The sequence below is a fragment of the Streptomyces sp. NPDC041191 genome (genome assembly GCF_055591945.1).
Genome location: NZ_JBVIZC010000005.1, coordinates 125,705 through 150,356 on the forward strand (window position 1 = coordinate 125,705; position 24,652 = coordinate 150,356).

17 protein-coding genes are annotated in these 24,652 nt (G+C 72.3%); 1 reads left to right on the forward strand and 16 read right to left on the reverse strand.

Annotated elements, in window-relative coordinates:
* Positions 1–3 precede the first annotated feature (3 nt).
* The 14 genes from rplU to ACZ6AQ_RS11865 form a co-directional block, all read right to left on the reverse strand.
* Positions 4–324, reverse strand: a complete 321-nt coding sequence (rplU, locus tag ACZ6AQ_RS11800; protein ID WP_388693140.1) for a 50S ribosomal protein L21 — start codon at positions 322–324, stop codon at positions 4–6.
* Between the two features lie 249 nt (positions 325–573).
* Positions 574–4,533 (reverse strand): Rne/Rng family ribonuclease, encoded by a 3,960-nt coding sequence (locus ACZ6AQ_RS11805; RefSeq protein ID WP_468759408.1) that lies wholly within the window; start codon positions 4,531–4,533, stop codon positions 574–576.
* 233 nt (positions 4,534–4,766) lie between these two features.
* Positions 4,767–5,558 carry a TIGR03936 family radical SAM-associated protein gene (locus ACZ6AQ_RS11810; protein ID WP_468759410.1) on the reverse strand — a complete coding sequence of 264 codons (792 nt, stop codon included), beginning with the start codon at positions 5,556–5,558 and terminating at the stop codon, positions 4,767–4,769.
* Between the two features lie 404 nt (positions 5,559–5,962).
* Entirely contained in the window at positions 5,963–7,891 is a 1,929-nt protein-coding gene (locus ACZ6AQ_RS11815; protein WP_468759411.1) for a TIGR03960 family B12-binding radical SAM protein, read from the reverse strand.
* A gap of 61 nt (positions 7,892–7,952) precedes the next feature.
* A complete protein-coding gene (locus ACZ6AQ_RS11820; RefSeq protein WP_468759412.1) occupies positions 7,953–9,482 on the reverse strand; it encodes a CYTH and CHAD domain-containing protein in 1,530 nt (509 codons plus the stop codon).
* Positions 9,483–9,563: 81 nt separating this feature from the next.
* Positions 9,564–10,763, reverse strand: a complete 1,200-nt coding sequence (gene rodA / locus ACZ6AQ_RS11825) for a rod shape-determining protein RodA (protein WP_388693132.1) — start codon at positions 10,761–10,763, stop codon at positions 9,564–9,566.
* A 4-nt stretch (positions 10,764–10,767) separates the two neighbouring features.
* Positions 10,768–12,975, reverse strand: a complete 2,208-nt coding sequence (gene mrdA, locus ACZ6AQ_RS11830; protein ID WP_468759414.1) for a penicillin-binding protein 2 — start codon at positions 12,973–12,975, stop codon at positions 10,768–10,770.
* A 19-nt stretch (positions 12,976–12,994) separates the two neighbouring features.
* Entirely contained in the window at positions 12,995–13,657 is a 663-nt protein-coding gene (mreD, locus tag ACZ6AQ_RS11835) for a rod shape-determining protein MreD (RefSeq protein ID WP_388693128.1), read from the reverse strand.
* Complete coding sequence (mreC, locus tag ACZ6AQ_RS11840) at positions 13,654–14,634, reverse strand: rod shape-determining protein MreC (protein ID WP_468759416.1); 981 nt, start codon at positions 14,632–14,634, stop codon at positions 13,654–13,656. Before mreC ends, mreD begins: the two co-directional genes overlap by 4 nt.
* A 191-nt stretch (positions 14,635–14,825) precedes the next feature.
* Positions 14,826–15,845, reverse strand: a complete 1,020-nt coding sequence (locus ACZ6AQ_RS11845) for a rod shape-determining protein (RefSeq protein ID WP_388693124.1) — start codon at positions 15,843–15,845, stop codon at positions 14,826–14,828.
* A 269-nt stretch (positions 15,846–16,114) separates the two neighbouring features.
* Positions 16,115–16,528 (reverse strand): nucleoside-diphosphate kinase, encoded by a 414-nt coding sequence (ndk, locus tag ACZ6AQ_RS11850; RefSeq protein WP_388693123.1) that lies wholly within the window; start codon positions 16,526–16,528, stop codon positions 16,115–16,117.
* Positions 16,529–16,593: 65 nt separating this feature from the next.
* A complete protein-coding gene (locus ACZ6AQ_RS11855; RefSeq protein ID WP_388693121.1) occupies positions 16,594–16,959 on the reverse strand; it encodes a DUF4233 domain-containing protein in 366 nt (121 codons plus the stop codon).
* 5 nt (positions 16,960–16,964) lie between these two features.
* A complete protein-coding gene (gene folC / locus ACZ6AQ_RS11860; RefSeq protein ID WP_468759417.1) occupies positions 16,965–18,512 on the reverse strand; it encodes a bifunctional tetrahydrofolate synthase/dihydrofolate synthase in 1,548 nt (515 codons plus the stop codon).
* 260 nt (positions 18,513–18,772) lie between these two features.
* Positions 18,773–21,394, reverse strand: coding sequence for a valine--tRNA ligase (locus tag ACZ6AQ_RS11865; protein ID WP_468759419.1), 2,622 nt, complete (start codon positions 21,392–21,394; stop codon positions 18,773–18,775).
* Between the two features lie 138 nt (positions 21,395–21,532).
* Here ACZ6AQ_RS11865 and ACZ6AQ_RS11870 point away from each other — a divergent pair, with 138 nt between their 5' ends.
* Positions 21,533–22,468 (forward strand): hypothetical protein, encoded by a 936-nt coding sequence (locus ACZ6AQ_RS11870; RefSeq protein ID WP_468759420.1) that lies wholly within the window; start codon positions 21,533–21,535, stop codon positions 22,466–22,468.
* 66 nt (positions 22,469–22,534) lie between these two features.
* Here the strand turns inward: ACZ6AQ_RS11870 and clpX are convergent, their stop codons facing one another.
* Positions 22,535–23,818: an ATP-dependent Clp protease ATP-binding subunit ClpX gene (clpX, locus tag ACZ6AQ_RS11875; protein ID WP_030210686.1), complete on the reverse strand. Its 1,284-nt coding sequence runs from the start codon at positions 23,816–23,818 to the stop codon at positions 22,535–22,537.
* A gap of 173 nt (positions 23,819–23,991) precedes the next feature.
* The gene (locus ACZ6AQ_RS11880) at positions 23,992–24,651 is read right to left on the reverse strand and encodes an ATP-dependent Clp protease proteolytic subunit (RefSeq protein WP_388693221.1); all 660 of its coding nucleotides are present in this window, start codon (positions 24,649–24,651) and stop codon (positions 23,992–23,994) included.
* Position 24,652: the final 1 nt, after the last annotated feature.

Genomic DNA, 24,652 nt, shown 5'->3' on the forward strand with positions numbered 1-24,652 from the left:
TCTTTACTTCGCGGCCGACGGGATCGCGGTGACCTTGATCGCCGTGTACTGCTGACGGTGACCCTGGCGACGACGGTAGCCGGTCTTGTTCTTGTAGCGCAGGATGTCGATCTTGGCGCCCTTGTGGTGGTCCACGACCTCGGCCGTGACCTTGATGCCGTCGAGGACCCACGGGTCGCTGGTCACGGCATCGCCGTCGACAACGAGCAGGGTCGAGAGCTCGACCGTGTCGCCGACCTTGGCAGTGGAAATCTTGTCAACCTCAACGATGTCGCCGACAGCAACCTTGTGCTGGCGACCACCGCTGCGCACGATGGCGTACACGCGGATCTCTCTCTCACTCGGGATGAAACCTCTGACGCCAGCCGCCCACACGGACCCGGGGGTCCGTGGCGTTCCGGAATCGGACGAGCGGCCTCTCCCGGCGGGCGGGAGGGAGGTGCTCAGAGGCGCGGCGTGTCAAGAGACACGCCGACGGTCAAGGGTACGGGCGGCTGCCACGAGGGGTCAAATCCGCCCGAGCGGTGCGGGCCGCTCCCCCTCCGGGGAGGGGGAGCGGCCCGCACCCGCCGGTCAGTCCTGGGCCGGAGCGGCGGGCTTCTCCGCCGTCTTCTTGGCCGCGGTCTTCTTGGCGGTCGTCGTCTTCTTCGCCGCGGTCTTCTTGGTCGCCGCCGTCTTCTTGGCGGTGGCCTTCTTGGCCGTGGCCTTCTTCGCCGCGGTCTTGCGCGCCGCCGTCTTCTTGGCGGGGGCGGGCTCGGCCTCGGTACCGGCCTCGGCACCGCTCTCCGGGGTCCCGGACACGGCCGGGGCCGTGGTGACCACGACGACGGCGGCCTCCTCGGCGCCCGCGGGCGAACCGGCGGGGGCGGTGGCCTTGCGGACCACCCGGCGGCGGGCGCGCGGCGGGGCGGCCGCGGGGACCTCCTCGGCGGCGGGCGCGGCGGCGGGCTCCTCGGTCACGGCGGGCTCCGGGGCGGTCCGCTCGGGAGCGGCCGGCTCCGGTGCCCGCTCCGGGGCGGGCTCCACGACGGTGACCGGCTCGGCCGGTTCCGAGGTGGAGACGACCGGGGAGGTCGCCCGGCGGGTGGCACGGCGGCGGCGCGGGGCCGGGGCCTCCTCGGCCACGGTCTCCGCCTCCACCACGGGAGCGGGTGCGGGCTGCGCGGTCGGCTCGGCCACGACGGTCCCGGCCTCCACGACCGGAGCCTCGGCCGCCGGGGCCGCCGGGGCCGCCGGAGCCTCGGGCGCCGGAGCCGCCGGGGCGGCCTGGGCGGTCGCCCGGCGGGTGGCGCGGCGGCGGCCACGGCCACCGCGCGACGCGGCGGCCTCCGCCTCGGCGATGGAGCCGTACAGCTCCTCGTCCGGGGCGATCGGCTCCGGCAGGGCCACCGGGGCGGCCAGCTCCGCCGCCACCTCGGCCTCGGTCTCGACCTCCTGGGTCGCGGCGTCCGAACCGGACTCCACGGCCTCGTCCTGCTCGTGCTCGTGCTCGTGGGTGGGCTCGTGCCCGTCCCCGCCACGGCCGCGCTTCTTCGCGCGCTTGCCGCCGCCACCGCCACCGGAGGTGGTCGGCTGCTCCATGTGGACGATGACGCCGCGGCCGTTGCAGTGGACGCAGGTCTCGGAGAAGGACTCCAGGAGGCCCTGGCCGACCCGCTTGCGGGTCATCTGCACCAGGCCGAGCGAGGTGACCTCGGCCACCTGGTGCTTGGTCCGGTCCCGGCCCAGGCACTCCAGGAGGCGGCGCAGCACCAGGTCGCGGTTGGACTCCAGGACCATGTCGATGAAGTCGATGACGACGATGCCGCCGAGGTCGCGCAGACGGAGCTGGCGCACGATCTCCTCGGCCGCCTCCAGGTTGTTCCTGGTGACGGTCTCCTCCAGGTTGCCGCCCTGGCCGGTGAACTTGCCGGTGTTGACGTCGACGACGATCATCGCCTCGGTCTTGTCGATCACCAGCGAGCCGCCGGACGGCAGCCACACCTTGCGGTCGAGCGCCTTCATCAGCTGCTCGTCGATCCGGTACGTCGCGAAGACGTCCACCTCGCTCGTCCACCTGGACAGGCGGTCGATCAGGTCCGGGGCGACGTGGCTGACGTACCCGTGGATGGTCTCCCACGCGTCGTCGCCGCTGACGATGACCTTGGAGAAGTCCTCGTTGAAGATGTCGCGGACGACCCGGACGGTCATGTCCGGCTCGCCGTAGAGCAGCGTCGGGGCGTTGCCGCTCTTCGCCTTCTTCTGGATCTCCTCCCACTGCGCCTGCAGGCGCTCGACGTCGCGGCGCAGCTCGTCCTCGCTCGCGCCCTCGGCGGCGGTGCGCACGATGACGCCCGCGTCCTCGGGGACGATCTTCTTGAGGATGGTCTTGAGGCGGGCGCGCTCGGTGTCCGGGAGCTTGCGGCTGATGCCGGTCATCGAGCCCTCGGGCACGTACACGAGGTAGCGGCCGGGCAGGGAGACCTGGCTGGTCAGACGGGCGCCCTTGTGGCCGATCGGGTCCTTCGTCACCTGGACGAGGACCGGCTGGCCGGACTTGAGGGCGGTCTCGATGCGGCGCGGCCCGTGGGCCATGCCGAGCGCCTCGAAGTTGACCTCGCCGGCGTACAGGACGGCGTTGCGGCCCTTGCCGATGTCGACGAAGGCGGCCTCCATCGACGGCAGGACGTTCTGGACCTTGCCCAGGTAGACGTTGCCGACGTACGAGGTGGCCTGCTCCTTGTTGACGTAGTGCTCGACCAGCACGTTGTCTTCCAGGACGCCGATCTGGGTGCGCTCGCCGTTCTGGCGGACGACCATGACGCGCTCGACGGCCTCGCGGCGGGCCAGGAACTCGGCCTCGGTGATGATCGGGACGCGGCGGCGGCCCTGCTCGCGGCCCTCGCGGCGGCGCTGCTTCTTGGCCTCCAGGCGGGTCGAGCCCTTGATGGACTGGACCTCGTCGGCCCCGGTGCCCGGCTCGGCCTTCTCACGGGCCGGGCGGGGCTCGCGGACCTTGACGACCGTACGGACGCCGTCCTCGTCGCCCGCCTCGGCCTCGGCGGCGTCCCCGCTGCGACGGCGACGGCGACGGCGGCGGCGGGAGCTGCTGGAACCGCCGGCGTGGGCCCCGGCCTCGTCCTGTTCCTCCTCGTCGTGGTCGGAGTCGTCGGCGTCGTGGGAGTCCGCGTCGTCGGACTCGTCCTCGGCGTGCGGCTCCTCGTCCTCCTCGGTCTCCTCGGCCTCGGCGAGTTCACCGCGGCGGCGGCGACGGCCGCCGCGACGGCGACGGCGGGACGGACGGTCCTCGTACTCGCCGGTCTCGTCGTTCTCCTCGGCCTCCTCCACCTCGTCGGCGGCGGCCTCGACCTCGGGCTCGTCGGCGACGGTGGCCGGGACGGGCTCGACGGCGACGGGCTCGCCACGACGGCGGCGGCGACGGCGGGACCCGGACTCGGCCCGCTCGGCGGGTTCGGCGGTCTCCACGGCCTCGACGGTCTCGACCGTCTCGTCCGCCGTCTCCTCGTCCTCCGGCTCCACCGGGGCAGCGGCGGCGGCGGCCGCGGCGGTCTCCGGGGTCTGGAACATCGGCTCGGTGAAGACCGGGGCCTGGAAGACGGCGACGGCGGGGCGCGCGGCGCGGCGCGGCTCGCGGGCCGGGGCCGGCTCGGAGGTGAACTGCGGGGAGGCGGCGCGGCGGCGGCCCCGGCCGCGCGTGGCGGCGGTCTCGGCGGCGGCGACCTCGGGCTCGTCGGCGGCGATCTGCGCGACGGCGGCCTCGGGCGGCGACTCGCCGGCGGGCGTCTCGGCGTCCGGCTCGGGCGAGGCGGTCTTGCGGGTGGCCCGACGGCGGGTGCGCGGCGCGGGAGCGGCCTCGGGGGCCTCCGCGACGGCCTCGGGCGCGGTCTCGGCGACCGGCTCGGCGGCGACCGGCTCGGCGGCGGGGGCGGGCGCCTCCGCGGCGGCGGGCGCGCCGGCCGGGGCGGTGGCCTTGCGGGTGGCCCGGCGGCGGGTGCGCGGCGCGGGAGCGGCCTCGGAGGCCGTCTCGGGAGCCGTCCCGGCGGGCGCGGCGGCCTCGGGCGCGGCCTCCGCGACCGGCGTGTCGGCGACGGACGCCTCCCCGGCGGCGGCCGGGGAGGTCACCGGCGACGTGGCCTTGCGCGTGGCGCGGCGACGGGCCGGGCGCGCCGGGGCTGCCTCGGGGGCCTCCGCGACGGCTTCGGGCGCGGTCTCGGCGGCCGGTTCCGGTGCCTCTGCCGTCTCCTCGGCCGGGGCCTCCGCGACCGGGGCGGCGGCCTTGCGGGTGGCCCGGCGGCGGGTACGCGGCGCGGGAGCGGCCTCGGAGGCCGTCTCGGGAGCCGTCCCGGCGGGCGCGGCGGCCTCGGGCGCGGCCTCCGCGACCGGCGTGTCGGCCGGCGCGTTCTCGGTGGTGTCGGTGGTGTCGGCGGCTCCGCCCGTCACCGGCGGACCGGCGGGGCGGGAAGCGGCGCGGCGCCTGCGGCGCGGCGGCAGCTTGTCACCGGGGGCATTGGTGTCTTCGTTGGACTCGAGCATGCGGGGTTCTCCCGTCACGCTCCCGGGCGCCGCGTCTGGTTCCGGTCCGGCGGCACGGCCGCGCCTGGGGCGCGGTGCCGCCGTCCGGGGCGCGGGCGCCGCACGGGAGCTCTGTGTCTGGCTCGCCGGTTCCGTACGCCCTGTGCGGACGGCCTGGCGAAAGTCTCCTGGTCAGTGCGCGGCCCGGCCCAGGTGGCTCCCGAGTGCCAGGGCTGCGCTGCGACGACCGCTCCCTACGCGGTGTCCGTACCCGGCGCCGTCGCCGGGGCGGTCGCGGCGGCCGTGGGTGAAGCGGCCGTGACTGCCTCGCGGTCGGGCGCGAGCGGGTCGGTCACCGTGCCGGACTCCTCGTCGAAGGGCCCCTGCGCCAGCCTGGTCACCGCTGCGGGGACCGGCGGCGCCAGGTCGGCCACGGCTCGGAGACCGGACAGGACGTCGTCGGGTCGTACGGCGGGTGTCATGTGCCGAACGACCAGCCGCAGTATCGCACAGGCGCTGTCCAGCGGCCCATCGTCCCGGGGATCGCCCTGGGGACGGACGGCCGTCAGCCCGGTGACGGCGGAGCGGGTGTCGAAGGTGCGGACGCCGTTCTTGGTCTTGCGCTGCACCTCCACGGTCTCGGCCGCGAGGAACGCCTCGACGGCCTTCTCCGCGTCCTCGGTGGTGACGCCTTCGAGCCGCAGCTCCCACACGGAGGCGGTGAGCCGGTCGGCCAGGCCCGGGGTGCGGGCCTCGACGGCGTCGGTGATGTCGAGGCCGGCCGGCAGGGACTCGTCGAGCAGGGCCCGCAGGGTCTCCGGGTCACGCGCCTCGGTGAGGGCGATCTCCAGGAACTCGGCCTCGGACCCCGTCCCCGTCGGGGCGGCGTTGGCGTACGACACCTTGGGGTGCGGGGTGAAGCCGGCCGAGTACGCCATGGGTACCTCGGCGCGGCGCAGTGCGCGCTCGAAGGCGCGCTGGAAGTCGCGGTGGCTGGTGAACCGGAGGCGGCCGCGCTTGGTGTAGCGCAGTCGGATGCGCTGCACCGCCGGTGCGGGCGGCGGGCCTTCGGGCTGTCGCTTGCCCAGTGGTTCTTCTCCTCGGTGCGGGGCGGCGCGGGTGCGCGCCGCCCACGAGACGTACGGCTGGCCCCGGGGGGCCCGCCCGGTTCACCCCCGCCTCGGCGGGGAGATCTCGGGGGCGGGCGCCGCGCCGGGGACGTTCGTTGTACTACCCAGAGTACGCGCACGGGCCGCCGCGGGTTCCCGGGGCTCGGCCGACCGGGCCGGTCCGCGCGGGACGCGCCGGGCGTCCCGGGCGGTCGCCCGGGCCGGGACCGGGACCGGGCGCGGCCCGGGCCGCGCCGGCGGCGGCGGCGGCGGAAACGGCGCGACGGCCCGGCGGAGGGTGGACCCTCCGCCGGGCCGTCGCCCGGGGCCGCGCGACCGGCCTACTTCACGACCGTCAGCGGGAGCAGCCTCTTGCCGGTGGGGCCGATCTGGATGTGCGTGTCCATCTGCGGGCACACGCCGCAGTCGAAGCACGGGGTCCAGCGGCAGTCCTCGACCTCGGTCTCGTCGAGGGCGTCCTGCCAGTCCTCCCAGAGCCAGTCCTTGTCGAGACCGGAGTCCAGGTGGTCCCAGGGCAGGACCTCCTCGTAGGAGCGCTCGCGGGTGGTGTACCAGGCGACGTCCACGCCGTACGCGGGCAGCGTCTTCTCGGCGCAGGCCATCCAGCGGTCGTACGAGAAGTGCTCGCGCCAGCCGTCGAAGCGGCCGCCGTCCTCGTAGACGGCGCGGATGACGGCGCCGACGCGGCGGTCGCCGCGCGAGAGCAGGCCCTCGACGATGCCGGGCTTGCCGTCGTGGTAGCGGAAGCCGATCGAGCGGCCGTACTTCTTGTCGCCGCGGATCTTGTCGCGGAGCTTGCGCAGGCGCTCGTCCGTCTCCTCGGCCGAGAGCTGCGGGGCCCACTGGAAGGGGGTGTGCGGCTTGGGCACGAAGCCGCCGATGGAGACGGTACAGCGGATGTCGTTCTGGCCGGAGACCTTGCGGCCCTCGGCGATCACGTTCATCGCCATGTCGGCGATCTGGAGGACGTCCTCGTCGGTCTCCGTCGGCAGGCCGCACATGAAGTACAGCTTCACCTGGCGCCAGCCGTTGCCGTACGCGGTGGAGACGGTCCGGATGAGGTCCTCCTCCGAGACCATCTTGTTGATGACCTTGCGCATGCGCTCGGAGCCGCCCTCGGGGGCGAAGGTGAGGCCGGAGCGGCGTCCGTTCCTGGTCAGCTCGTTGGCCAGGTCGACGTTGAAGGCGTCCACGCGGGTGGAGGGGAGGGACAGGCCCACCTTGTCCTCGGTGTAGCGGTCCGCGAGGCCCTTGGCGATCTCGCCGATCTCGGAGTGGTCCGCCGAGGAGAGCGAGAGGAGGCCGACCTCCTCGAAGCCCGTCGCCTTCAGACCCTTCTCGACCATCTCGCCGATGCCGGTGATGCTTCGCTCCCGCACGGGGCGCGTGATCATGCCGGCCTGGCAGAAGCGGCAGCCGCGGGTGCAGCCGCGGAAGATCTCGACGGACATGCGCTCGTGGACGGTCTCCGCGAGCGGGACGAGGGGCTGCTTGGGGTAGGGCCACTCGTCGAGGTCCATGACGGTGTGCTTGGAGACGCGCCACGGCACGCCGGACCGGTTGGGCACGACGCGTCCGATGCGGCCGTCCGGCAGGTACTCGACGTCGTAGAAGCGCGGGACGTAGACGTTGCCGGTCCTCGCGAGGCGGAAGAGGACCTCCTCGCGGCCGCCCGGCCGGCCCTCCGCCTTCCAGGCGCGGATGATGCCGGTCATGTCGAGGACGGCCTGCTCGCCGTCGCCGATGACCGCCGCGTCGATGAAGTCGGCGATCGGCTCGGGGTTGAAGGCCGCGTGGCCGCCCGCGAGCACGATGGGGTGGTCGACGGTCCGGTCCTTCGACTCCAGCGGGATGCCCGCGAGGTCGAGGGCGGTGAGCATGTTCGTGTAGCCGAGCTCCGTGGAGAAGGAGAGGCCGAACACGTCGAAGGCGCCGACGGGGCGGTGCGAGTCGACCGTGAACTGCGGGACCCCGTGCTCGCGCATCAGCTCTTCGAGGTCCGGCCACACGCTGTAGGTGCGCTCGGCGAGGACGCCCTCGCGCTCGTTCAGTACCTCGTAGAGGATCATGACGCCCTGGTTGGGCAGGCCGACCTCGTACGCGTCCGGGTACATCAGTGCCCAGCGGACGTCGCACTCGTCCCAGTCCTTGACCGTGGAGTTGAGTTCTCCGCCGACGTACTGGATCGGTTTCTGCACGTGCGGGAGCAGAGCTTCGAGCTGCGGGAAGACAGACTCGGCAGCAGACATCTCGAACCTTCGTGAGCTGGCAGGGGGGCGACTCTCAAGCGTACCCCGGTGCCCGGTGGGCTCAGCGCCGCAGCGACCGGGGGACGGTGGCGCGGGACCGGACGCGGGGGAGGTCGCGCTCGGTCGCCCCGGCCGCCGCCTCCTCGCGGCCGTGCAGGAGTCCCCAGGTGAAGGCGGTCTCACCGGCCGCGTGGGCCTGGGCGGCGATCTCCAGCAGGGCCTTCCGGGCGACCACGCCGTCCTGGTGTTCCCCGAGGAGGGACTGCACCGCCTTCACGCGTCCGGAGAACTTCTTGGCGGGTTTTCCGAGGGTGGGGCGGGCGGCGTCGGCGGCGTAGCGGGCGCGCTTGGCGGCCTTGCGGGCCTCGTGGAGGGCGAGGTCGCGTTCGCGGCCGGGGGCGAGGGAGAGGGCGCGGTCGACGCGGGCGGCGAGGCGGTCGTGCTCCTTGCGGACGGCGCGGGCGAGGACCCCGGCGGCGTCGCGGGAGGCGGCCCTGCGCAGGGGCGGGTCGGTGAGCAGGGCGTCCAGCGCGTCGAGCAGGGCGAGGTACCGGTCGGAGTCGAGGGCGGTGACGGCCCGGCGGCGGGCGTCGTCGGCGCGGGCGGCGGCCCAGACCCGGAGCCGGGCCTTGACCGGGCCGCGGCGCAGGGGGCGGGGGACGTCGGCGAGGAGGGCGCGCAGCCGCTCGGTGAGGACTTCCTGGTCCCGGGCGGCGCCCAGCTCGCCGGCCAGCCACTTCAGCTCGTCGCCGAGGGGGTCGGTGGCCTTCCGGTCGAGGACGGAGCGGTACGTCTTGAGGGCGCCGCGCAGGCGGCGGCAGGCGATGCGGAACCGGTGGACGGCGTCGGGGAGGTCGCGGCGGACGGCGGGGTCGAGGGCGACGATCGCCCCGGCCTGTTCCCGTACGTAGGCGAGGACGGCGGCTCCGGCGGTGCCGGGGGCGGGGCCCCCGCCGTGGCCGCCGCGACCGCCGCGGTCCTCCGGGGCGGTCTCCGCGAGGGCCCTGGCCAGTTTGGAGGAGTGCTGCGCGGGGCGGATGCCCGCCTTTCCGAGGCGTTTGCCGACGGCGTCGAGGACGCGGGGGTCGGCACCCTCGGCCGCCTCGACCTCGATCTCGGTCCAGGAGGTCCGGGGGCCGTCGGGCAGGCGTTCGGCGTGGACGGTGTCCACGGAGAGCTCGGCGAGGGGGGCGCCGTCGGCGTCGAGGAGCCGGCGGACGTCGCGGGCGGAGCGGAGGCGGACGACGGGGACGACCTCGCCGCGGCGGACGCGGGAGCGCAGGAGGACCGCCAGGTCGGGCGGGAGGGTGTCGGTTCCGGTGGGCGGGAGGGGGGCCCTGATCTCGTCGCGGACGCCGGCGGCGACGGGGAACTTCAGGTGCCAGCCCTCGTCCGCGCCGCCGGTGCGGCGGCGCAGGGTGATCGAGTCGGCGGCCAGCCGCAGGTCGGAGGTGTCGTGGTAGACGGCGTCGAGCTCCGTGACGCCGTCGTCGACGACGGTCGCGACGCCCGGGACCCCGGTGAGGTCCGGGACGTCGGTCTCCGGCGTGGCTTCGTACTTCCGCTCGGTCTCGCGCTTCGTCTCGGCCATGTCCGGCGTCTAACCGCCGGCGGGGGCGCTTACTCGGTTTCCGGGAGAAATCAGGCCCCCGCCGGACCCGCCGGGCGTTCGTCAGGCCGTCATCGGGCGCTGGACGCGGATCGACTGGAGGAGTCCGATCGCCACCCACACCGCGAACATCGAGGAGCCGCCGTACGAGACGAACGGCAGCGGCAGGCCCGCGACCGGCATGATGCCGAGGGTCATGCCGATGTTCTCGAAGGACTGGAAGGCGAACCAGGCGGCGATCCCGGCCGCGACGATCGTGCCGTACAGCTCGGTGGTCTCGCGGGCGATCCGGCAGGCCCGCCAGAGCACGGTCCCCAGGAGGAGGAGGATGAGGACGGCGCCGAGGAAGCCCAGCTCCTCCCCCGCGACGGTGAAGATGAAGTCGGTCTGCTGCTCGGGCACGAACTGGCCGCTGGTCTGGTGTCCCTTGAAGAGACCGGTGCCGTACAGGCCGCCGGAGCCGATCGCGATGCGGGCCTGGTTGGTGTTGTAGCCGACGCCGGCGGGGTCGAGGTCGGGGTTGGCGAAGGCGGCGAAGCGGTTGATCTGGTACTCGTCCAGCATGCCGAGGGCGGTGACGAGGACGGCGCCGAGGACTCCCGCGCCGATCAGGCCGAGGACCCAGCGGTTGGACGCCCCGGAGGCCAGGAGCACGCCGAGGACGATGACGGCCATCACCATGACCGAGCCGAGGTCGGGCATCAGCATGACGATGCCCATGGGGAGGGCGGCGAGGAGGAGGGCCTTGGCGACCGTTCCGTGGTCGGGATGGAGCTGGTCCCCCGCGTCGACCTTGGCCGCGAGCAGCATCGCCATGATCAGGATGATCGTGATCTTGACGAACTCGCTGGGCTGGAGGGAGAAGCCGCCGCCGATCACGATCCACGCGTGGGCGCCGTTGATGGTGGCGCCGAGCGGGGTGAGGACGGCGAGGATCAGCAGGATCGAGATGCCGTAGAGGACCGGCACGGCGCCGCGCAGGGTGCGGTGGCCGAGCCAGACCGTGCCGACCATCAGGGCGAGGCCGATGCCGGTGTTGAGGAGGTGCCGGAAGAGGAAGTAGTACGGGTCGCCCTGGTTGAGCTGGGTGCGGCCCCGGGTGGCGGACCAGACGAGCAGGGAGCCGATGAGGGAGAGCGCGAGCGCCGAGAGCAGCATCGGCCAGTCGAGGCGGCGCAGCACCGAGTCGCGGGCGGTGAGCTTCACCAGCGGCCCGCGCCGGGGGGCGTAACGGGAGACGGAGAAGTCGGTGCGGGTCGTCATCGGGTCAGTCCCTCCAGACGGGGGGCGGGCCCGCGAGCGGCGGCTGTCCGTCACCCTTCTTCGCGGGGTCGGCCTTCTTCGCGGGGTCGACCTTCTGCGACGCCGGGTCGTACGGCTTGACCGCGGGGGCGTCGATGGTGCCGTAGCGGTTGATCTTCGGCAGGGTCTTCTGCGGGTGGGGCAGCAGGGCCCGCCGGAGGTCCTGGTTGCCCTCGTCGTCGAGGCCGTAGAGGGCGTCGTAGATGTTGCGCACGGCGGGGCCGGCGGCGCCGGAGCCGGTGCCGCCCTGGGAGATCGTCATGACGATGGTGAAGTCGTCGGTGTAGGTGGCCAGCCAGGAGGTGGTCTGCTTGTCGTACACCTGGGCGGTGCCGGTCTTGGCCCGCATCGGGATCTTGTCCTGGGGCCAGCCGCCGAACCGCCAGGCGGCGGTTCCGCCGGGTTCGACGACGGAGCGCAGCCCCTTGTCGAGGTCCCGGACGGTCTGGGCGCTGATCGGGAGCCTGCCGTGGGGCGTGGGCTCGATCTCGCGGACCTTCTTGCCGTCGGGGCTGATGACGGCCTTGCCCACGGTGGGGTTGTAGAGGGTGCCGCCGTTGGAGAGGGCGGCGTAGATGGTGGCCATCTGGATGGGGGTGACGAGGACGTCGCCCTGGCCGATGGCGAAGTTGACGCTGTCGTACGCCTTCAGCTGGTTGCCTTCGAGGCAGCTCTCGTAGGCGATCTGCTGGACGTAGGTGCCGCCCTTCTTGCCCTGCTTGCACCAGACGTCCTTGTTGGCCGCCCAGAAGTTCTGCTTCCACCGGCGGTCGGGGATGCGGCCGGTCACCTCGTTCGGCAGGTCGACGCCGGTCTCGGCGCCGAGCCCGAAGTCGCGGGCGGTGCGGTAGAACCAGTCCTTCGCGTCCTTCTTGGGCTTGAGCCCGCCGTCGCGCTGCCACTCCTGGTGGCCGAGGGCGTAGAAGACGGTGTTGCAGGAGTACTTGAGGGCGTCGCCGAGGGTGATGGGGCCGTGCCCCTTGGACTCGAAGTTGGCGAAGCTGCGGCCGCCGATGCTGTAGGAGCTGCTGCAGTTGTACTTGTCGTTGAAGTCGTACCCGGCCCGTACGGCGGCGCTGGCCGACACCACCTTGAAGATGGAGCCGGCGGGGGCCTGGCCCTGGATGGCCCGGTTGAGCAGCGGGTAGTTGGAGCTCTTGCCGGTCAGCGTGGCGTAGTCCTTGGCGGAGATGCCGCCGACCCAGGCGTTGGGGTCGTAGTCGGGCTGGGAGGCCATCGCGACGACCCGGCCGGTCTTGGTCTCCATGACGACGACGGCGCCCGAGTCGGCCTCGTACTTGCGGCCGGTGACCTTGTCGGTCTCCTTGCGGACGGTCTTCATCGCCTCGTGGAGCTCGTACTCGGCGACGGCCTGGACGCGCGCGTCGATGCTGGTGACGAGGGTGGAGCCGGCCACGCCCGGGTCGGACTCGGTCCGGCCCATGACGCGGCCGAGGTTGTCGACCTCGTAGCGGGTGACGCCGGCCTTGCCGCGCAGCTCCTTGTCGTACGTGCGCTCGATCCCGGAGCGGCCGATCTGGTCGGAGCGGAGGAACGGCGAGTCGGTGTCCTTGGCCTTCTTGATCTCGTCGTCGGTGACGGGCGAGAGGTAGCCGAGGACCTGCGCGGTGCGGGCCTTGCCGGGCGCCGGGTAGCGGCGGACGGCGGTGGGCTCGGCGGTGATGCCGGGGAAGTCCTCCGCGCTCTCACGGATCGTCAGCGCCTGCTGGGTGGTGGCCTCGTCCGTGACGGGGATCGGCTGGTAGGGGGAGCCGTTCCAGCAGGGCTTGGGGGTCTTGGAGTCGCAGAGCCGGATGCTGTTGATGACGTCCTGGGGGTTCATCCCGAGGACGCCGGCGAGCCGGGTGAGGACGGCCTTGCCGTCGTCCTTCATCTTCATCAGCTCGGTGCGGGACGCGGAGACCACGAGCCGGGTCTCGTTGTCGGCGAGCGGGACGCCGCGGGCGTCCAGGATGGAGCCCCGGACGGCGGGCTGGACGACCTGCTGGACGTGGTTGTTCTTGGCCTCGTCCGTGTACTCCTTGCCGTTGCGGATCTGGAGGTACCAGAGCCGGCCCCCCAGGGTGAGGAGCAGGGAGAAGACGAGGATCTGGATGACGACGAGCCGGATCCGGACCCGGGGGGTCCGGCCGGTCTCGGGGATGTTGCTCATGCTGCCGTTGCCCCCTCGGTCACAGTCGCTTGACTCCCTTGATGCGTCCGGCCCGTGAGGCGCGGTTCTTCGCGGCCTTCACCCGCAGGCCGCCGCGCTGGGTGCCGATGCGCAGGCCGGTTCCGGAGGAGAGCCAGCCGGAGGCGACGTCGGTGCCGCCGCCGGTGTCGGCGAGCGGGTCGTTGTCGGCGCGGCGGGCCAGGGCCATGAGGAGCGGCACCACGAAGGGCGCGAGGAGCAGGTCGTACAGGACCGCGGTGAACAGCAGGAAGCCCAGGCCGACGTGGCGGGCGGCGGTGTCGCCGACGAGGGCGCCGACGCCCGCGTAGAGGAGCGTGGAGCCGACGGCCGCGGCGGCGACGACGGCCATGGGGCCGGCCGCGGAGGTCGTCCGGCCGTTCTCGGGGCGGGCCAGGCCGACGAGGTAGCCGACGAGGCAGAGCACGAGGGCGTAGCGGCCGACGGCGTGGTCGGCGGGCGGGGCGAGGTCGGCGAGGAGGCCGGCGGAGAAGCCGGCGAGGGCGCCGGTGACGTGCCCGTACACGAGGGCGAGGGCGACGACGGTGAGCAGGACGAGGTCGGGGACGGCGCCGGGGAGCTGGAGGCGGGCCAGGACGGAGACCTGGACGACCAGGGCCACCACGATCAGGGCGGCGGAGAGGAGGATGCGGTTGATCTTCACGGTGTCGCGTCCCCCTGGTTCTGGGCCTGGTTCTGTTCCCCGTCCGGCTTCTGTCCCGCCCGCTGTCCGTCCGGTGGGGGCGGCGAGGCGGTGACGGTGACGGTCGGCGCGGGCGCGGGCTTCCGCGGCAGGACCGCGTCGCGCGGGTCGGAGCGCGGGGCCTGGACGACGACGCCGACGATGTCGAGCTTGGTGAAGCCGGCGTACGGGCGGACGTAGACGTTGCGGGTCAGGCCGCCGCCCGCCGGGTCGACGCGGACGATCTCGCCGACCGGGACGCCGGGCACGAAGGGCTTGTCGCCGCTCGATCCGAAGGTGACGAGCCGGTCGCCGGGCTTGACCTTGGCCTTGCCGTTGAGGAGCTGGACGACGAGCGGGCTGTTGCCCTGGCCGGTGGCGAAGCCGAGTTCGTCGCTCTTCTCCATGCGGGTGCCGACGGTGAAGTCGGGGTCGTTGGCGAGGAGGACCGTGGAGGTGGAGGGGCCGACGGTGGTGACGCGTCCGACGAGACCGGCGCCGTTGAGCACGGTCATGTCCCGCTCGATGCCGTCGCGGGCGCCGACGTCGATGGTGACGGTCCAGGAGAAGCCCTGGGCCGCTCCTATGGCGACGACCTGGGCTCCCTTGATGCCGTACTGGCCGGCGCCGGCGGTCTTGAGCAGGGTGTCGAGCTCGTTCAGCCGGCTGCGGTTGCGGTCGTCGCTGCCGAGCCTCGCCTTGAGTTCGGCGTTCTCCTTCTCCAGGGCCGCGATCCGGGTGTGCCGCTCGCCGGAGTCGCGTACCGCCCCTATGGCGTTGCCCACGGGGTCGACGGCGGCGGCCACACCGTTCTCGACCGGTCCGAAGACCGCCGCCGCGGCCCTGCGGGCGCCGTCGACGGGTGATTCCCGGCCGCCGCGGATGTCCACCGTGATCAGCGCGAACGCGATGGCGATCAGCAGTACCAGGAGCAGCCGGCTCTCTCGTGTGTCCCTCACGTGCGGCGGCCGTGCCTTTCCTCGTGGTTCGGTCGTTCCGTGGTGCGGTTGTTCCGCGGGGTGGTCCGTTCCGCCGCGCGGTCGTCCCCGTGCGGCGGGCCGGTCCGTGGGCGGGGCCGGTGCGGGTGTTCCCGCGACCGTGCCGGTGCGGCAGTTCTACCGCACCGGCACGGTGCCGTGGTGTTCCGGCGTCAGCGGCGCGGCTGCGCGTCGAGGACCTGCTGGAGGGCCTCGAACTCCTCCACGCACTTGCCGGAGCCGAGCGCCACCGAGTCCAGCGGGTCCTCGGCGATGTGGATCGGCATGCCGGTCTCGTGGCGCAGGCGCTCGTCCAGGCCGCGCAGCAGGGCGCCGCCGCCGGTGAGGACGATGCCGCGGTCCATGACGTCGCCGGACAGCTCCGGCGGGCACTTGTCGAGGGTGGTCTTCACCGCGTCCACGATCGCGTTGACCGGCTCCTCGATGGCCTTGCGGACCTCGGCGGCGGAGATGACCACGGTCTTGGGGAGCCCGGACACCAGGTCGCGGCCGCGGATCTCGGTGTGCTCGTCCTGGTCCAGGTCGAAGGCCGAACCGATGGTGATCTTGATCTGCTCGGCGGTGCGCTCGCCGAGGAGGAGGGAGTACTCCTTCTTGACGTGCTGGATGATCGCGTTGTCCAGCTCGTCGCCGGCGACCCTGATGGACTGCGCCGTGACGATTCCGCCGAGGGAGATGACGGCGACCTCGGTGGTGCCGCCGCCGATGTCCACCACCATGTTGCCGGTGGCCTCGTGGACGGGGAGGCCCGAGCCGATGGCCGCCGCCATGGGCTCCTCGATGATGTGCACCTGGCGGGCACCGGCCTGGGTCGACGCCTCGATGACGGCGCGGCGCTCGACCCCGGTGATGCCGGAGGGCACGCAGACGACGACCCGGGGACGGGCCAGGTAACGACGCTTGTGGATCTTGAGGATGAAGTAGCGGAGCATCCGCTCGGTGATCTCGAAGTCGGCGATCACACCGTCCTTGAGCGGGCGCACGGCGACGATGTTGCCGGGGGTCCGGCCGATCATCTTCTTCGCCTCGGCGCCGACCGCGAGGATGCCACCGGTGTTGGTGTTGATCGCGACGACGGACGGCTCGTTGAGGACGATGCCCCGACCCCTGACGTACACCAGCGTGTTGGCGGTCCCGAGGTCGACAGCCATGTCACGGCCGATGAACGACATTGAGTTCCCCTTGATTTCCCATGGCTGAGGGTGGTGCGGCGTGGAGTTTTCCATCGTAGTGCCGCCCGCCCGGATACCGCGCGGTGGTCCACCTCTGTGTACAGGTGACGGCAGGACGCGGCGATCCGTTCCCGGGTTCCGCGTTCATATGCCTGAGGGCGACCGAAATTCCTTCGGTCGCCCCACAGGGTGGTTCGTTCGGCCGTCCTCGCGGGGCTGACGCCGGGTCGGACGGGCCCGGTCGGACGAGGCCGGCCGGGCGGGTCCGGTCAGACGAGGCCGGGGAAGAAGATCTTCAGCTCGCGGAGCGCCGACTCCTCGGAGTCCGAGGCGTGGATGAGGTTCTCGCGCACGATGGTGCCGAAGTCGCCCCGGATGGACCCCGGCGCGGCGGCGATCGGGTCGGTCGGGCCGGCGAGCTGCCGGACGCCCTCGACGACCCGCTCGCCCTCCACGACGAGCGCGACGACGGGGCCCGAGGACATGAAGCCCATCAGGGGCTCGTAGAAGGGCTTGCCCTTGTGCTCGCCGTAGTGCTGCTCCAGCGTCTCCTGGTCCAGCTCGCGCAGTTCCAGGGCCGCGAGCGTCCAGCCGGCCTTGCGCTCGATGCGGCCGATGATCTCGCCGACCAGGCCGCGTCGGACGGCGTCGGGCTTGAGCAGGACGAGCGTGCGCTGGCTCACGGGGGAACTCCTTCGGGAAAGCGGTGTGCGGGTCTCCGAGGCTACAGGGCCCGCACGTGCCCCGATTACGCAGCGTCAGGCTCCGCCGGGGCCTGGGCGGCCTGCGCCGCGGCCCAGCGGGCCTTGATCCCGTCCACCTTCCGGCCGTAGTGCACGGAGGCCCACCACAGGACGGCGAAGAGCGCCCCCAGGAAGAACATGACCGGGACGACGAAGCCGCTGGCGATCAGGCCGATCTGGAGCGCCCAGCCGAGCTGCACGCCGCCGGGCCGGGTGACCATCCCGCACAGCAGTACGGAGAAGACCATCGCGGCCCCGCAGACCCACCAGACGGCGGACATCGACAGGCTGTCGTCCTTCATGGCGACGAGCCCGGCGAAGCCGATGACGAAGAACTCGCCGACGAGCGTGGAGGAACAGAGCGTACGCATGGGATTCAGCCCCTTCGGAGCAGCAGCCGGGCGTCGCCGACCGTGAAGATCGAACCGGTCACGAGCACGCCCGCGCCGCCGTACTCGGCCTCTTCCTCCGCGAGGGTGATCGCCGTCTCGATGGCGTCGGGCAGCCGCGGTTCCACGACCACCCGGTCCTCCCCGAAGACCTCGACCGCGATCGCGGCGAGCGCGTCCACGTCGGTGGCGCGCGGGTGGGAGTTCGCGGTGATCACGACCTCCGCGAAGATCGGCTCGAACGCCTCCAGGACGCCCCTGGCGTCCTTGTCGGCGCTCGTGGAGACCACGCCGACGAGCCGGGAGAAGCCGAACGCCTCCCCGATGCCCTCGGCCGTCGCCCGCGCGCCGTGCGGGTTGTGGGCGGCGTCCAGGAGCACCGTCGGGGAGGAGCGGACGATCTCCAGGCGGCCGGGCGAGGTCACCCGTGCGAACGCCTGCCGGACCGTGTCCGCGTCCAGGGTGCGGGCCTGCTGCGCGCCGATGCCGAAGAACGCCTCGACCGCCGCGAGCGCCACCGCCGCGTTGCGCGCCTGGTAGGCGCCGTGCAGCGGCAGGAAGACGTCGTCGTACTCGCCGCCGAGGCCGCGCAGGGTGAGGAGCTGGCCGCCGACCGCGACCTCGCGGGAGACGACGCCGAACTCCATGCCCTCGCGGGCCACGGTGGCGTCCGCCTCGACGGCCTTCTTCAGCAGGACCCGCGCCGCGTCGGCCGGCTGCTGGGCCAGGATCACGGTCGCGCCCGGCTTGATGATCCCGGACTTCTCGCCGGCGATCTCGGCGGTGGTCCCGCCGAGCCGGTCGGTGTGGTCGAGGTCGATGGGGGTGACGACGGCGACGGAAGCGTCGATGACGTTGGTCGCGTCCCAGGTGCCCCCCATGCCGACCTCGACCACGGCCACGTCGACCGGGGCGTCGGCGAAGGCCGCGTAGGCCATGCCGGTGAGGACCTCGAAGAAGGAGAGCCGGTACTCCTCGCGGGCGTCGACCATCTCCACGTACGGCCGGACGTCCCGGTACGTCTCGATGAACCGCTCGGCGGAGATCGGGGCGCCGTCGAGGCTGATGCGCTCGGTGATGGTCTGCACGTGCGGCGAGGTGTAGCGCCCGGTGCGCAGCTCGAAGGCGCCGAGCAGGGCCTCGATCATGCGGGCCGTCGACGTCTTGCCGTTGGTGCCGGTGATGTGGATCGAGGGGTACGCGCGCTGCGGCTCGCCCAGGACGTCCATCAGGGCCGCGATCCGGGTGACCGAGGGCTCCAGCTTGGTCTCGCCCCAGCGGGTGGACAGCTCGGTCTCGACCTCGCGCAGCGCCGCGTCCAGCTCCGGGTCCGCGGGGCGGCCCGGCACGGGGTCGCCCTGGGGCGGTCCGGCCTGGGTGCGCAGGGTGCGGCTGCCGGCCTCGATGACCGCCAGGTCCGGGTCGCGGTGGGTCTCGTTGTCGACTATCTCGTCGAAGGCGTCGGGGGTGCCGGGGGCACCGGGGGTGCCGGACGGTTCGTCGGGCGTGTCGGACGGATCGCGGGGCTCACTCACGGGCCCAGTCTACGGAGCCGCTCCGGCGGGACGGCGGACCCACCCCTTTCGGTGGTTCCGGGACGGCGGAACGCGCGGAACGGGCCGGGCCGAACGGGCCGGGCAGAGGCCGGGGGGCGCCGGAACGGCCGGGCGGGGGTCCCGGGGCCGCCGGAGGCCCGGGAGCACGACGGGCGCGGCGGGGCACGGCGGAAGCCCCGGGACGCGGCAGGACACGGCGGTGGGGGCCCGGAAGGTCTTCCGGGCCCCCACCGCCGTCCTCACGCCTGCGGCAGGTTCGCCAGCTGGGCCTGGATGCGGGCGATGTCCTCGTCCGCCTTGGCGAGGCGGGTGCGGATCTTCTCGACCACGTTGTCGGGCGCCTTCGCCAGGAACGCCTCGTTGCCGAGCTTGCCGTTGGCCTGCGCCTTCTCCTTCTCGGCCGCCGCGAGGTCCTTCGCGAGGCGCTTGCGCTCCGCCTCCACGTCGATCGTGCCCGACAGGTCGAGCGCGACCGTGGCCCCGGCGACCGGCAGGGAGGCGGTGGCGGAGAAGCCCTCGCCCTCCGGCTGGAGGCGCAGGATCTGGCGGATGGCGGCCTCGTGCGGGGCGAGCGCGGTGCCGGTCGCGTCGACCCGGGCCGGAACCTTCTGGCCGGGCTGGAGGCCCTGGTCGGAGCGGAACCTGCGGACCTCGGTGACGACCCGCTGGACCAGCCCGATCTCCTGCTCGGCGGCCTCGTCGCGGAACCCGGAGTCGGCCGGCCACTCCGCGACGACGAGGGACTCGCCGCCGGTGAGGGTGGTCCACAGGGTGTCGGTGACGAAGGGGACGATCGGGTGCAGCAGCCGCAGCACGACGTCCAGGACCTCGCCCAGGACGCGGGCCGAGACCCGGGCCTGCTCGCCGCCGGCGAAGAACGTCGTCTTCGACAGCTCGACGTACCAGTCGAAGACCTCGTCCCACGCGAAGTGGTAGAGGGCGTCCGCGAGCTTCGCGAACTGGTAGTCGTCGTAGTACGCGTCCGCCTCGGCGACGACCTTGTTCAGCCGCGAGAGGATCCAGCGGTCCGCCGCCGACAGCTTCTCGGGAGCGGGCAGCTCGCCCTCGACGGTCGCGCCGTTCATCATCGCGAAGCGGGTGGCGTTCCAGATCTTGTTGGCGAAGTTCCGGGACGCCTGGACCCAGTCCTCGCCGATCGGGACGTCGACGCCCGGGTTGGCGCCCTTGGCCAGGGTGAAGCGCAGGGCGTCGGAACCGTACTTGTCCATCCAGTCCAGCGGGTTGACCGTGTTCCCGAACGACTTCGACATCTTCTTGCCGAACTCGTCGCGGACCATGCCGTGGAAGGCGATCGTGCGGAACGGCGGCTGACCGTCCATCGCGTACAGGCCGAACATCATCATCCGGGCGACCCAGAAGAACATCAGGTCGTAGCCGGTGACCAGGACGGAGTTCGGATAGAACTTCTCCAGGTCCGGCGTCCGCTCCGGCCAGCCGAGCGTGGAGAACGGCCACAGGCCGGACGAGAACCACGTGTCGAGGACGTCGGTGTCCTGCGTCCAGCCCTCGCCGGTGGGCGGCTCCTCGTCCGGGCCGACGCAGACCAGCTCGCCGTCCGGGCCGTGCCAGACGGGGATGCGGTGGCCCCACCACAGCTGGCGGGAGATGCACCAGTCGTTGAGGTTGTCGACCCAGTCGAAGTAGCGCTGCGACATCTCGGCCGGGTGGATGTCGACCCGCCCGTCGCGGACCGCGTCGCCGGCGGCCTTGGCCAGCGTCTCGACCTTGACCCACCACTGCAGGGACAGGCGCGGCTCCAGCGTCGTCTTGCACCGCGAGCAGTGACCCACCGAGTGGACGTACGGGCGCTTCTCGGCGACGATCCGGCCCTCGGCGCGCAGGGCGGCGACGATCGCGGAGCGGGCCTCGAAGCGGTCCAGGCCCTGGAAGGGGCCGTGGGCGGTGATCACGCCGCGCTCGTCGAGGACCTCGATGGATTCGAGGCCGTGGCGCTGGCCGATGGCGAAGTCGTTCGGGTCGTGCGCCGGGGTCACCTTGACGGCGCCGGTGCCGAACTCCGGGTCGACGTGGGTGTCGGCGACGACCGGGATCGTACGGTCGGTCAGCGGCAGCTTGATCCGCCTGCCGACCAGGTGCCGGTAGCGCTCGTCGTCGGGGTGGACGGCGACGGCGGTGTCGCCGAGCATCGTCTCCGCGCGGGTCGTGGCGACGACGATGGTGTCCTCGCCCTCGCCGTACTCCATGGAGACGAGTTCGCCGTCGTCGTCCTGGTAGTCGACCTCGATGTCCGAGATGGCCGTCAGACAGCGCGGGCACCAGTTGATGATGCGCTCGGCGCGGTAGATCAGGCCGTCGTCGAACATCTTCTTGAAGACGGTCTGGACGGCCCGGGACAGACCCTCGTCCATGGTGAAGCGGTCCCGGCTCCAGGCCAGGCCCTCGCCGAGGCGCCGCATCTGGCCGGCGATCTGGCCGCCGGACTCGGCCTTCCACTCCCAGACCCGCTCGACGAACGCCTCGCGGCCCAGGTCGTGGCGGGACTTGCCCTCCTTGGCGAGTTCGCGCTCGACGACGTTCTGGGTGGCGATGCCGGCGTGGTCCATGCCGGGCTGCCACAGCGTCTCGAAGCCCTGCATCCGCTTGCGGCGGGTGAGGGCGTCGATCAGCGTGTGCTCGAAGGCGTGGCCCAGGTGGAGCGAGCCGGTGACGTTCGGCGGCGGGATGACGATGGTGTACGCCGGCTTCTCGCTCTTCGCGTCCGCCTCGAAGTACCCGCGCTCCACCCAGCGCTCGTACAGCGGCCCCTCTACCTCGGCCGGCGCGTACTGGGTCGGCAGTTCGGTGGTGGGCGCTGTCTGCTGCTGAGTGTTCTCGGTCACGGGGTCAGTTTAGGGGGGACGCGGCGGTGCCCCGAAACTCGATTGTTCGGTAACGGTGTGGCCCCCGCCGCACCGGGTGCCCGATCGTTCCGCCAGGATGTCGGACAGGCATAAACATCCTGTGAGGGGAACCTGTCGATGAGCTACCACCAGCCGGGACCGTACGGCGGCCAGCCGCCCCAGCAGCCCGGGCCCTACGGTCAGCCGGGCCCGTACGGCCAGCAGCCGCAGCCGGGGCCGTACGGCGCCCAGCCGGGCTACGGGTACCCCCAGCAGGCTCCGCAGGGCGTTCCGCCGCAGCAGCCCCCGTACGGTTACCCGCCCCAGCCCGGCCCGTACGGCCAGCAGCCGCAGTACGGCGGCCCCCAGGGCCCCGGCGGTTACCCGCCGCCCCCGCCCGCCCCGAAGAAGTCCAGGGCGGGTCTGGTCGTCGGCGCGGTGGCCGTGGTCGCGGCGATCGCCGTGGGCGCGTACTTCGTGCTCGGCAGTGGCGGCTCGTCCGTCGCGGACGACGGCCCGCACAAGCTGGTCACCCCGGAGACGGTGCTCACCGAGTACAAGAAGGCACCCGACAAGGACAAGAAGTCGGACAACGATCCCCTCGCGGACTCGGCGGCGCTCGGGGTCAAGAACCCCCAGGACGTCGGCGGCTCGTGGCGGGCCGAGAACAAGGTCAACCCGCTCGCCGGCAAGATGCTGGCGTTCGGCGGCACGTACGGCCAGATCGACGATCCCGAGAAGGTCGTGGACAACGTCTTCGCCGCCTTCAAGGCCAAGGCCGAGAAGGACCAGGGCAAGGGCCAGGTCCTCGGCACCCCCAGGGCGGTCACGCCCGCGGGCCTCGACGGCGCCGTGATGAAGTGCCAGGAGATGCAGTACAAGCCGGACTCCGAAGCCGGGGGCGCCGGTCCGAAGGAAGTGGTCATGCCCGTGTGCGTCTGGGGCGACCACAGCACCATCGGCTACGTGATGCACTTCAACCTCGCCGAGCTGATGGCCGGAAAGGCGGGCACCGTGGACGGGACCGCCGCGATCGCCGCCGGTCTCCGCAAGGAGGTGCGCGTCAAGCTCTGACGCGCCGTACGCGTGAGGGGCGCCCCGCCGGTCCGGCGGGGCGCCCCTCACGCGTACGTGGTGCCGTCAGGCCGACTTCTCGTGCCTGCCGTCGTTCTTCACGATCCGTGGCACCAGCGTCGGGTTGACGTTGTCGCGGACCACGTCCGCGGTGATGACGACCCGGGCCACGTCCTTGCGGGACGGGACCTCGTACATCACCGACTGGAGGACCTCCTCCATGATGGCGCGCAGGCCGCGCGCGCCGGTGCCGCGCAGGATCGCCTGGTCGGCGATGGCCTCCAGGGCCGGGCGGTCGAAGTCCAGCTCCACGCCGTCGAGTTCGAAGAGGCGCTGGTACTGCTTCACCAGCGCGTTGCGCGGCTCGACCAGGATCTGGAGGAGCGCCTCGCGGTCCAGGTTGTGGACGGAGGTGAGGACGGGGAGACGGCCGATGAACTCGGGGATCATCCCGAACTTCACCAGGTCCTCCGGCATGACCTCCTGGAACTGGTCGCTCGCCTCGATCTCGCGCTTGGAGCGGATGGTCGCCCCGAAACCGATGCCCTTGGCGCCCGCCCGCGACTCGATGATCTTCTCCAGGCCGGCGAAGGCGCCGCCCACGATGAAGAGCACGTTCGTCGTGTCGATCTGGATGAACTCCTGGTGCGGGTGCTTGCGTCCGCCCTGCGGCGGCACGGAGGCGGTGGTCCCCTCCAGGATCTTCAGGAGGGCCTGCTGCACGCCCTCACCGGAGACGTCGCGCGTGATCGACGGGTTCTCGCTCTTGCGGGCGACCTTGTCGATCTCGTCGATGTAGATGATCCCGGTCTCGGCCTTCTTGACGTCGTAGTCGGCCGCCTGGATCAGCTTGAGCAGGATGTTCTCGACGTCCTCGCCGACGTAGCCGGCCTCCGTCAGCGCCGTCGCGTCGGCGATGGCGAACGGGACGTTCAGCATCCGGGCCAGGGTCTGCGCGAGCAGCGTCTTGCCCGAGCCCGTGGGGCCGAGGAGCAGGATGTTGGACTTCGCCAGCTCGATGGCGTCGTCCCGGCCCTGCGCGCCGCCGTTCTCACCGGCCTGGACGCGCTTGTAGTGGTTGTACACCGCGACCGAGAGGGCCTTCTTCGCGGGCTCCTGCCCGACGACGTACCCCTCGAGGAACTCGTAGATCTCACGGGGCTTGGGAAGTTCCTCCCAGCGCACCTCGCTCGTCTCCGCGAGTTCTTCCTCGATGATCTCGTTGCAGAGGTCGATGCACTCGTCGCAGATGTACACACCGGGTCCCGCGATGAGCTTCTTCACCTGCTTCTGGCTCTTTCCGCAGAACGAGCACTTGAGCAGGTCGCCGCCATCACCGATGCGTGCCACGAGGTGCTTCCCCTTCGCCTGGGAGTGCTTGGTTCAGCGACTCCTGGTGCCTCATATTCGACGGTACCTTGCCGGGCCCCCCGTTCGGGCCCCCCTTGGCACGGTTCACATGGTCGCGATTCGGCCACGAGGCCGTCCGGGGCGTGTGCACCGTGCCAGGGGAAGGTCGAGCGTCAGACCGTGGCGGCCGTGCTCTTGCGGGTCGAGACGATCTGGTCCACCAGACCGTACGCGAGGGCGTCCTCGGCGGTCAGGATCTTGTCGCGCTCGATGTCGTCGCGGATCTTCTCGATCGGCGTCGAGGAGTGCTTGGCCAGCATCTCCTCCAGCTGGCTGCGCATGCGCAGGATCTCGTTGGCCGCGATCTCCAGGTCGGAGAGCTGCTCGCGGCCGGTGCCGCCGGAGGGCTGGTGGATCAGCACGCGGGCGTTCGGCAGGGCCATCCGCTTGCCGGGGGTGCCGGCGGCGAGGAGCACGGCCGCGGCGGAGGCCGCCTGGCCCATGCAGACCGTCTGGATGTCGGGCTTCACGAACTGCATCGTGTCGTAGATCGCCGTCAGCGCGGTGAAGGAGCCGCCGGGGCTGTTGATGTAGATCGAGATGTCGCGGTCCGGGTCCATCGACTCCAGGCACAGGAGCTGCGCCATGACGTCGTTGGCGGAGGCGTCGTCGATCTGCACGCCGAGGAAGATCACGCGCTCCTCGAACAGCTTCGCGTACGGGTCGTACTCGCGCACGCCCTGCGAGGTGCGCTCCACGAAGCGGGGCACGACGTAACGGTTGTCCATCGGCGCGCCGGTGTGGAGGCCGCTCATGGAGAGGTTGTTGTACATC

Bases quoted from the DNA above. Each gene is read 5' to 3' on its own strand.
- ACZ6AQ_RS11805 (WP_468759408.1), bottom strand. From the start codon at position 4,533: ATGCTCGAGTCCAACGAAGACACCAATGCCCCCGGTGACAAGCTGCCG.
- ACZ6AQ_RS11815 (WP_468759411.1), bottom strand. From the start codon at position 7,891: ATGTCTGCTGCCGAGTCTGTCTTCCCGCAGCTCGAAGCTCTGCTCCCG.
- ACZ6AQ_RS11820 (WP_468759412.1), bottom strand. From the start codon at position 9,482: ATGGCCGAGACGAAGCGCGAGACCGAGCGGAAGTACGAAGCCACGCCG.
- rodA (WP_388693132.1), bottom strand. From the start codon at position 10,763: ATGACGACCCGCACCGACTTCTCCGTCTCCCGTTACGCCCCCCGGCGC.
- mrdA (WP_468759414.1), bottom strand. From the start codon at position 12,975: ATGAGCAACATCCCCGAGACCGGCCGGACCCCCCGGGTCCGGATCCGG.
- ACZ6AQ_RS11845 (WP_388693124.1), bottom strand. From the start codon at position 15,845: ATGTCGTTCATCGGCCGTGACATGGCTGTCGACCTCGGGACCGCCAAC.
- ACZ6AQ_RS11855 (WP_388693121.1), bottom strand. From the start codon at position 16,959: ATGCGTACGCTCTGTTCCTCCACGCTCGTCGGCGAGTTCTTCGTCATC.
- ACZ6AQ_RS11870 (WP_468759420.1), top strand. From the start codon at position 21,533: ATGAGCTACCACCAGCCGGGACCGTACGGCGGCCAGCCGCCCCAGCAG.
- ACZ6AQ_RS11880 (WP_388693221.1), bottom strand. From the start codon at position 24,651: ATGTACAACAACCTCTCCATGAGCGGCCTCCACACCGGCGCGCCGATG.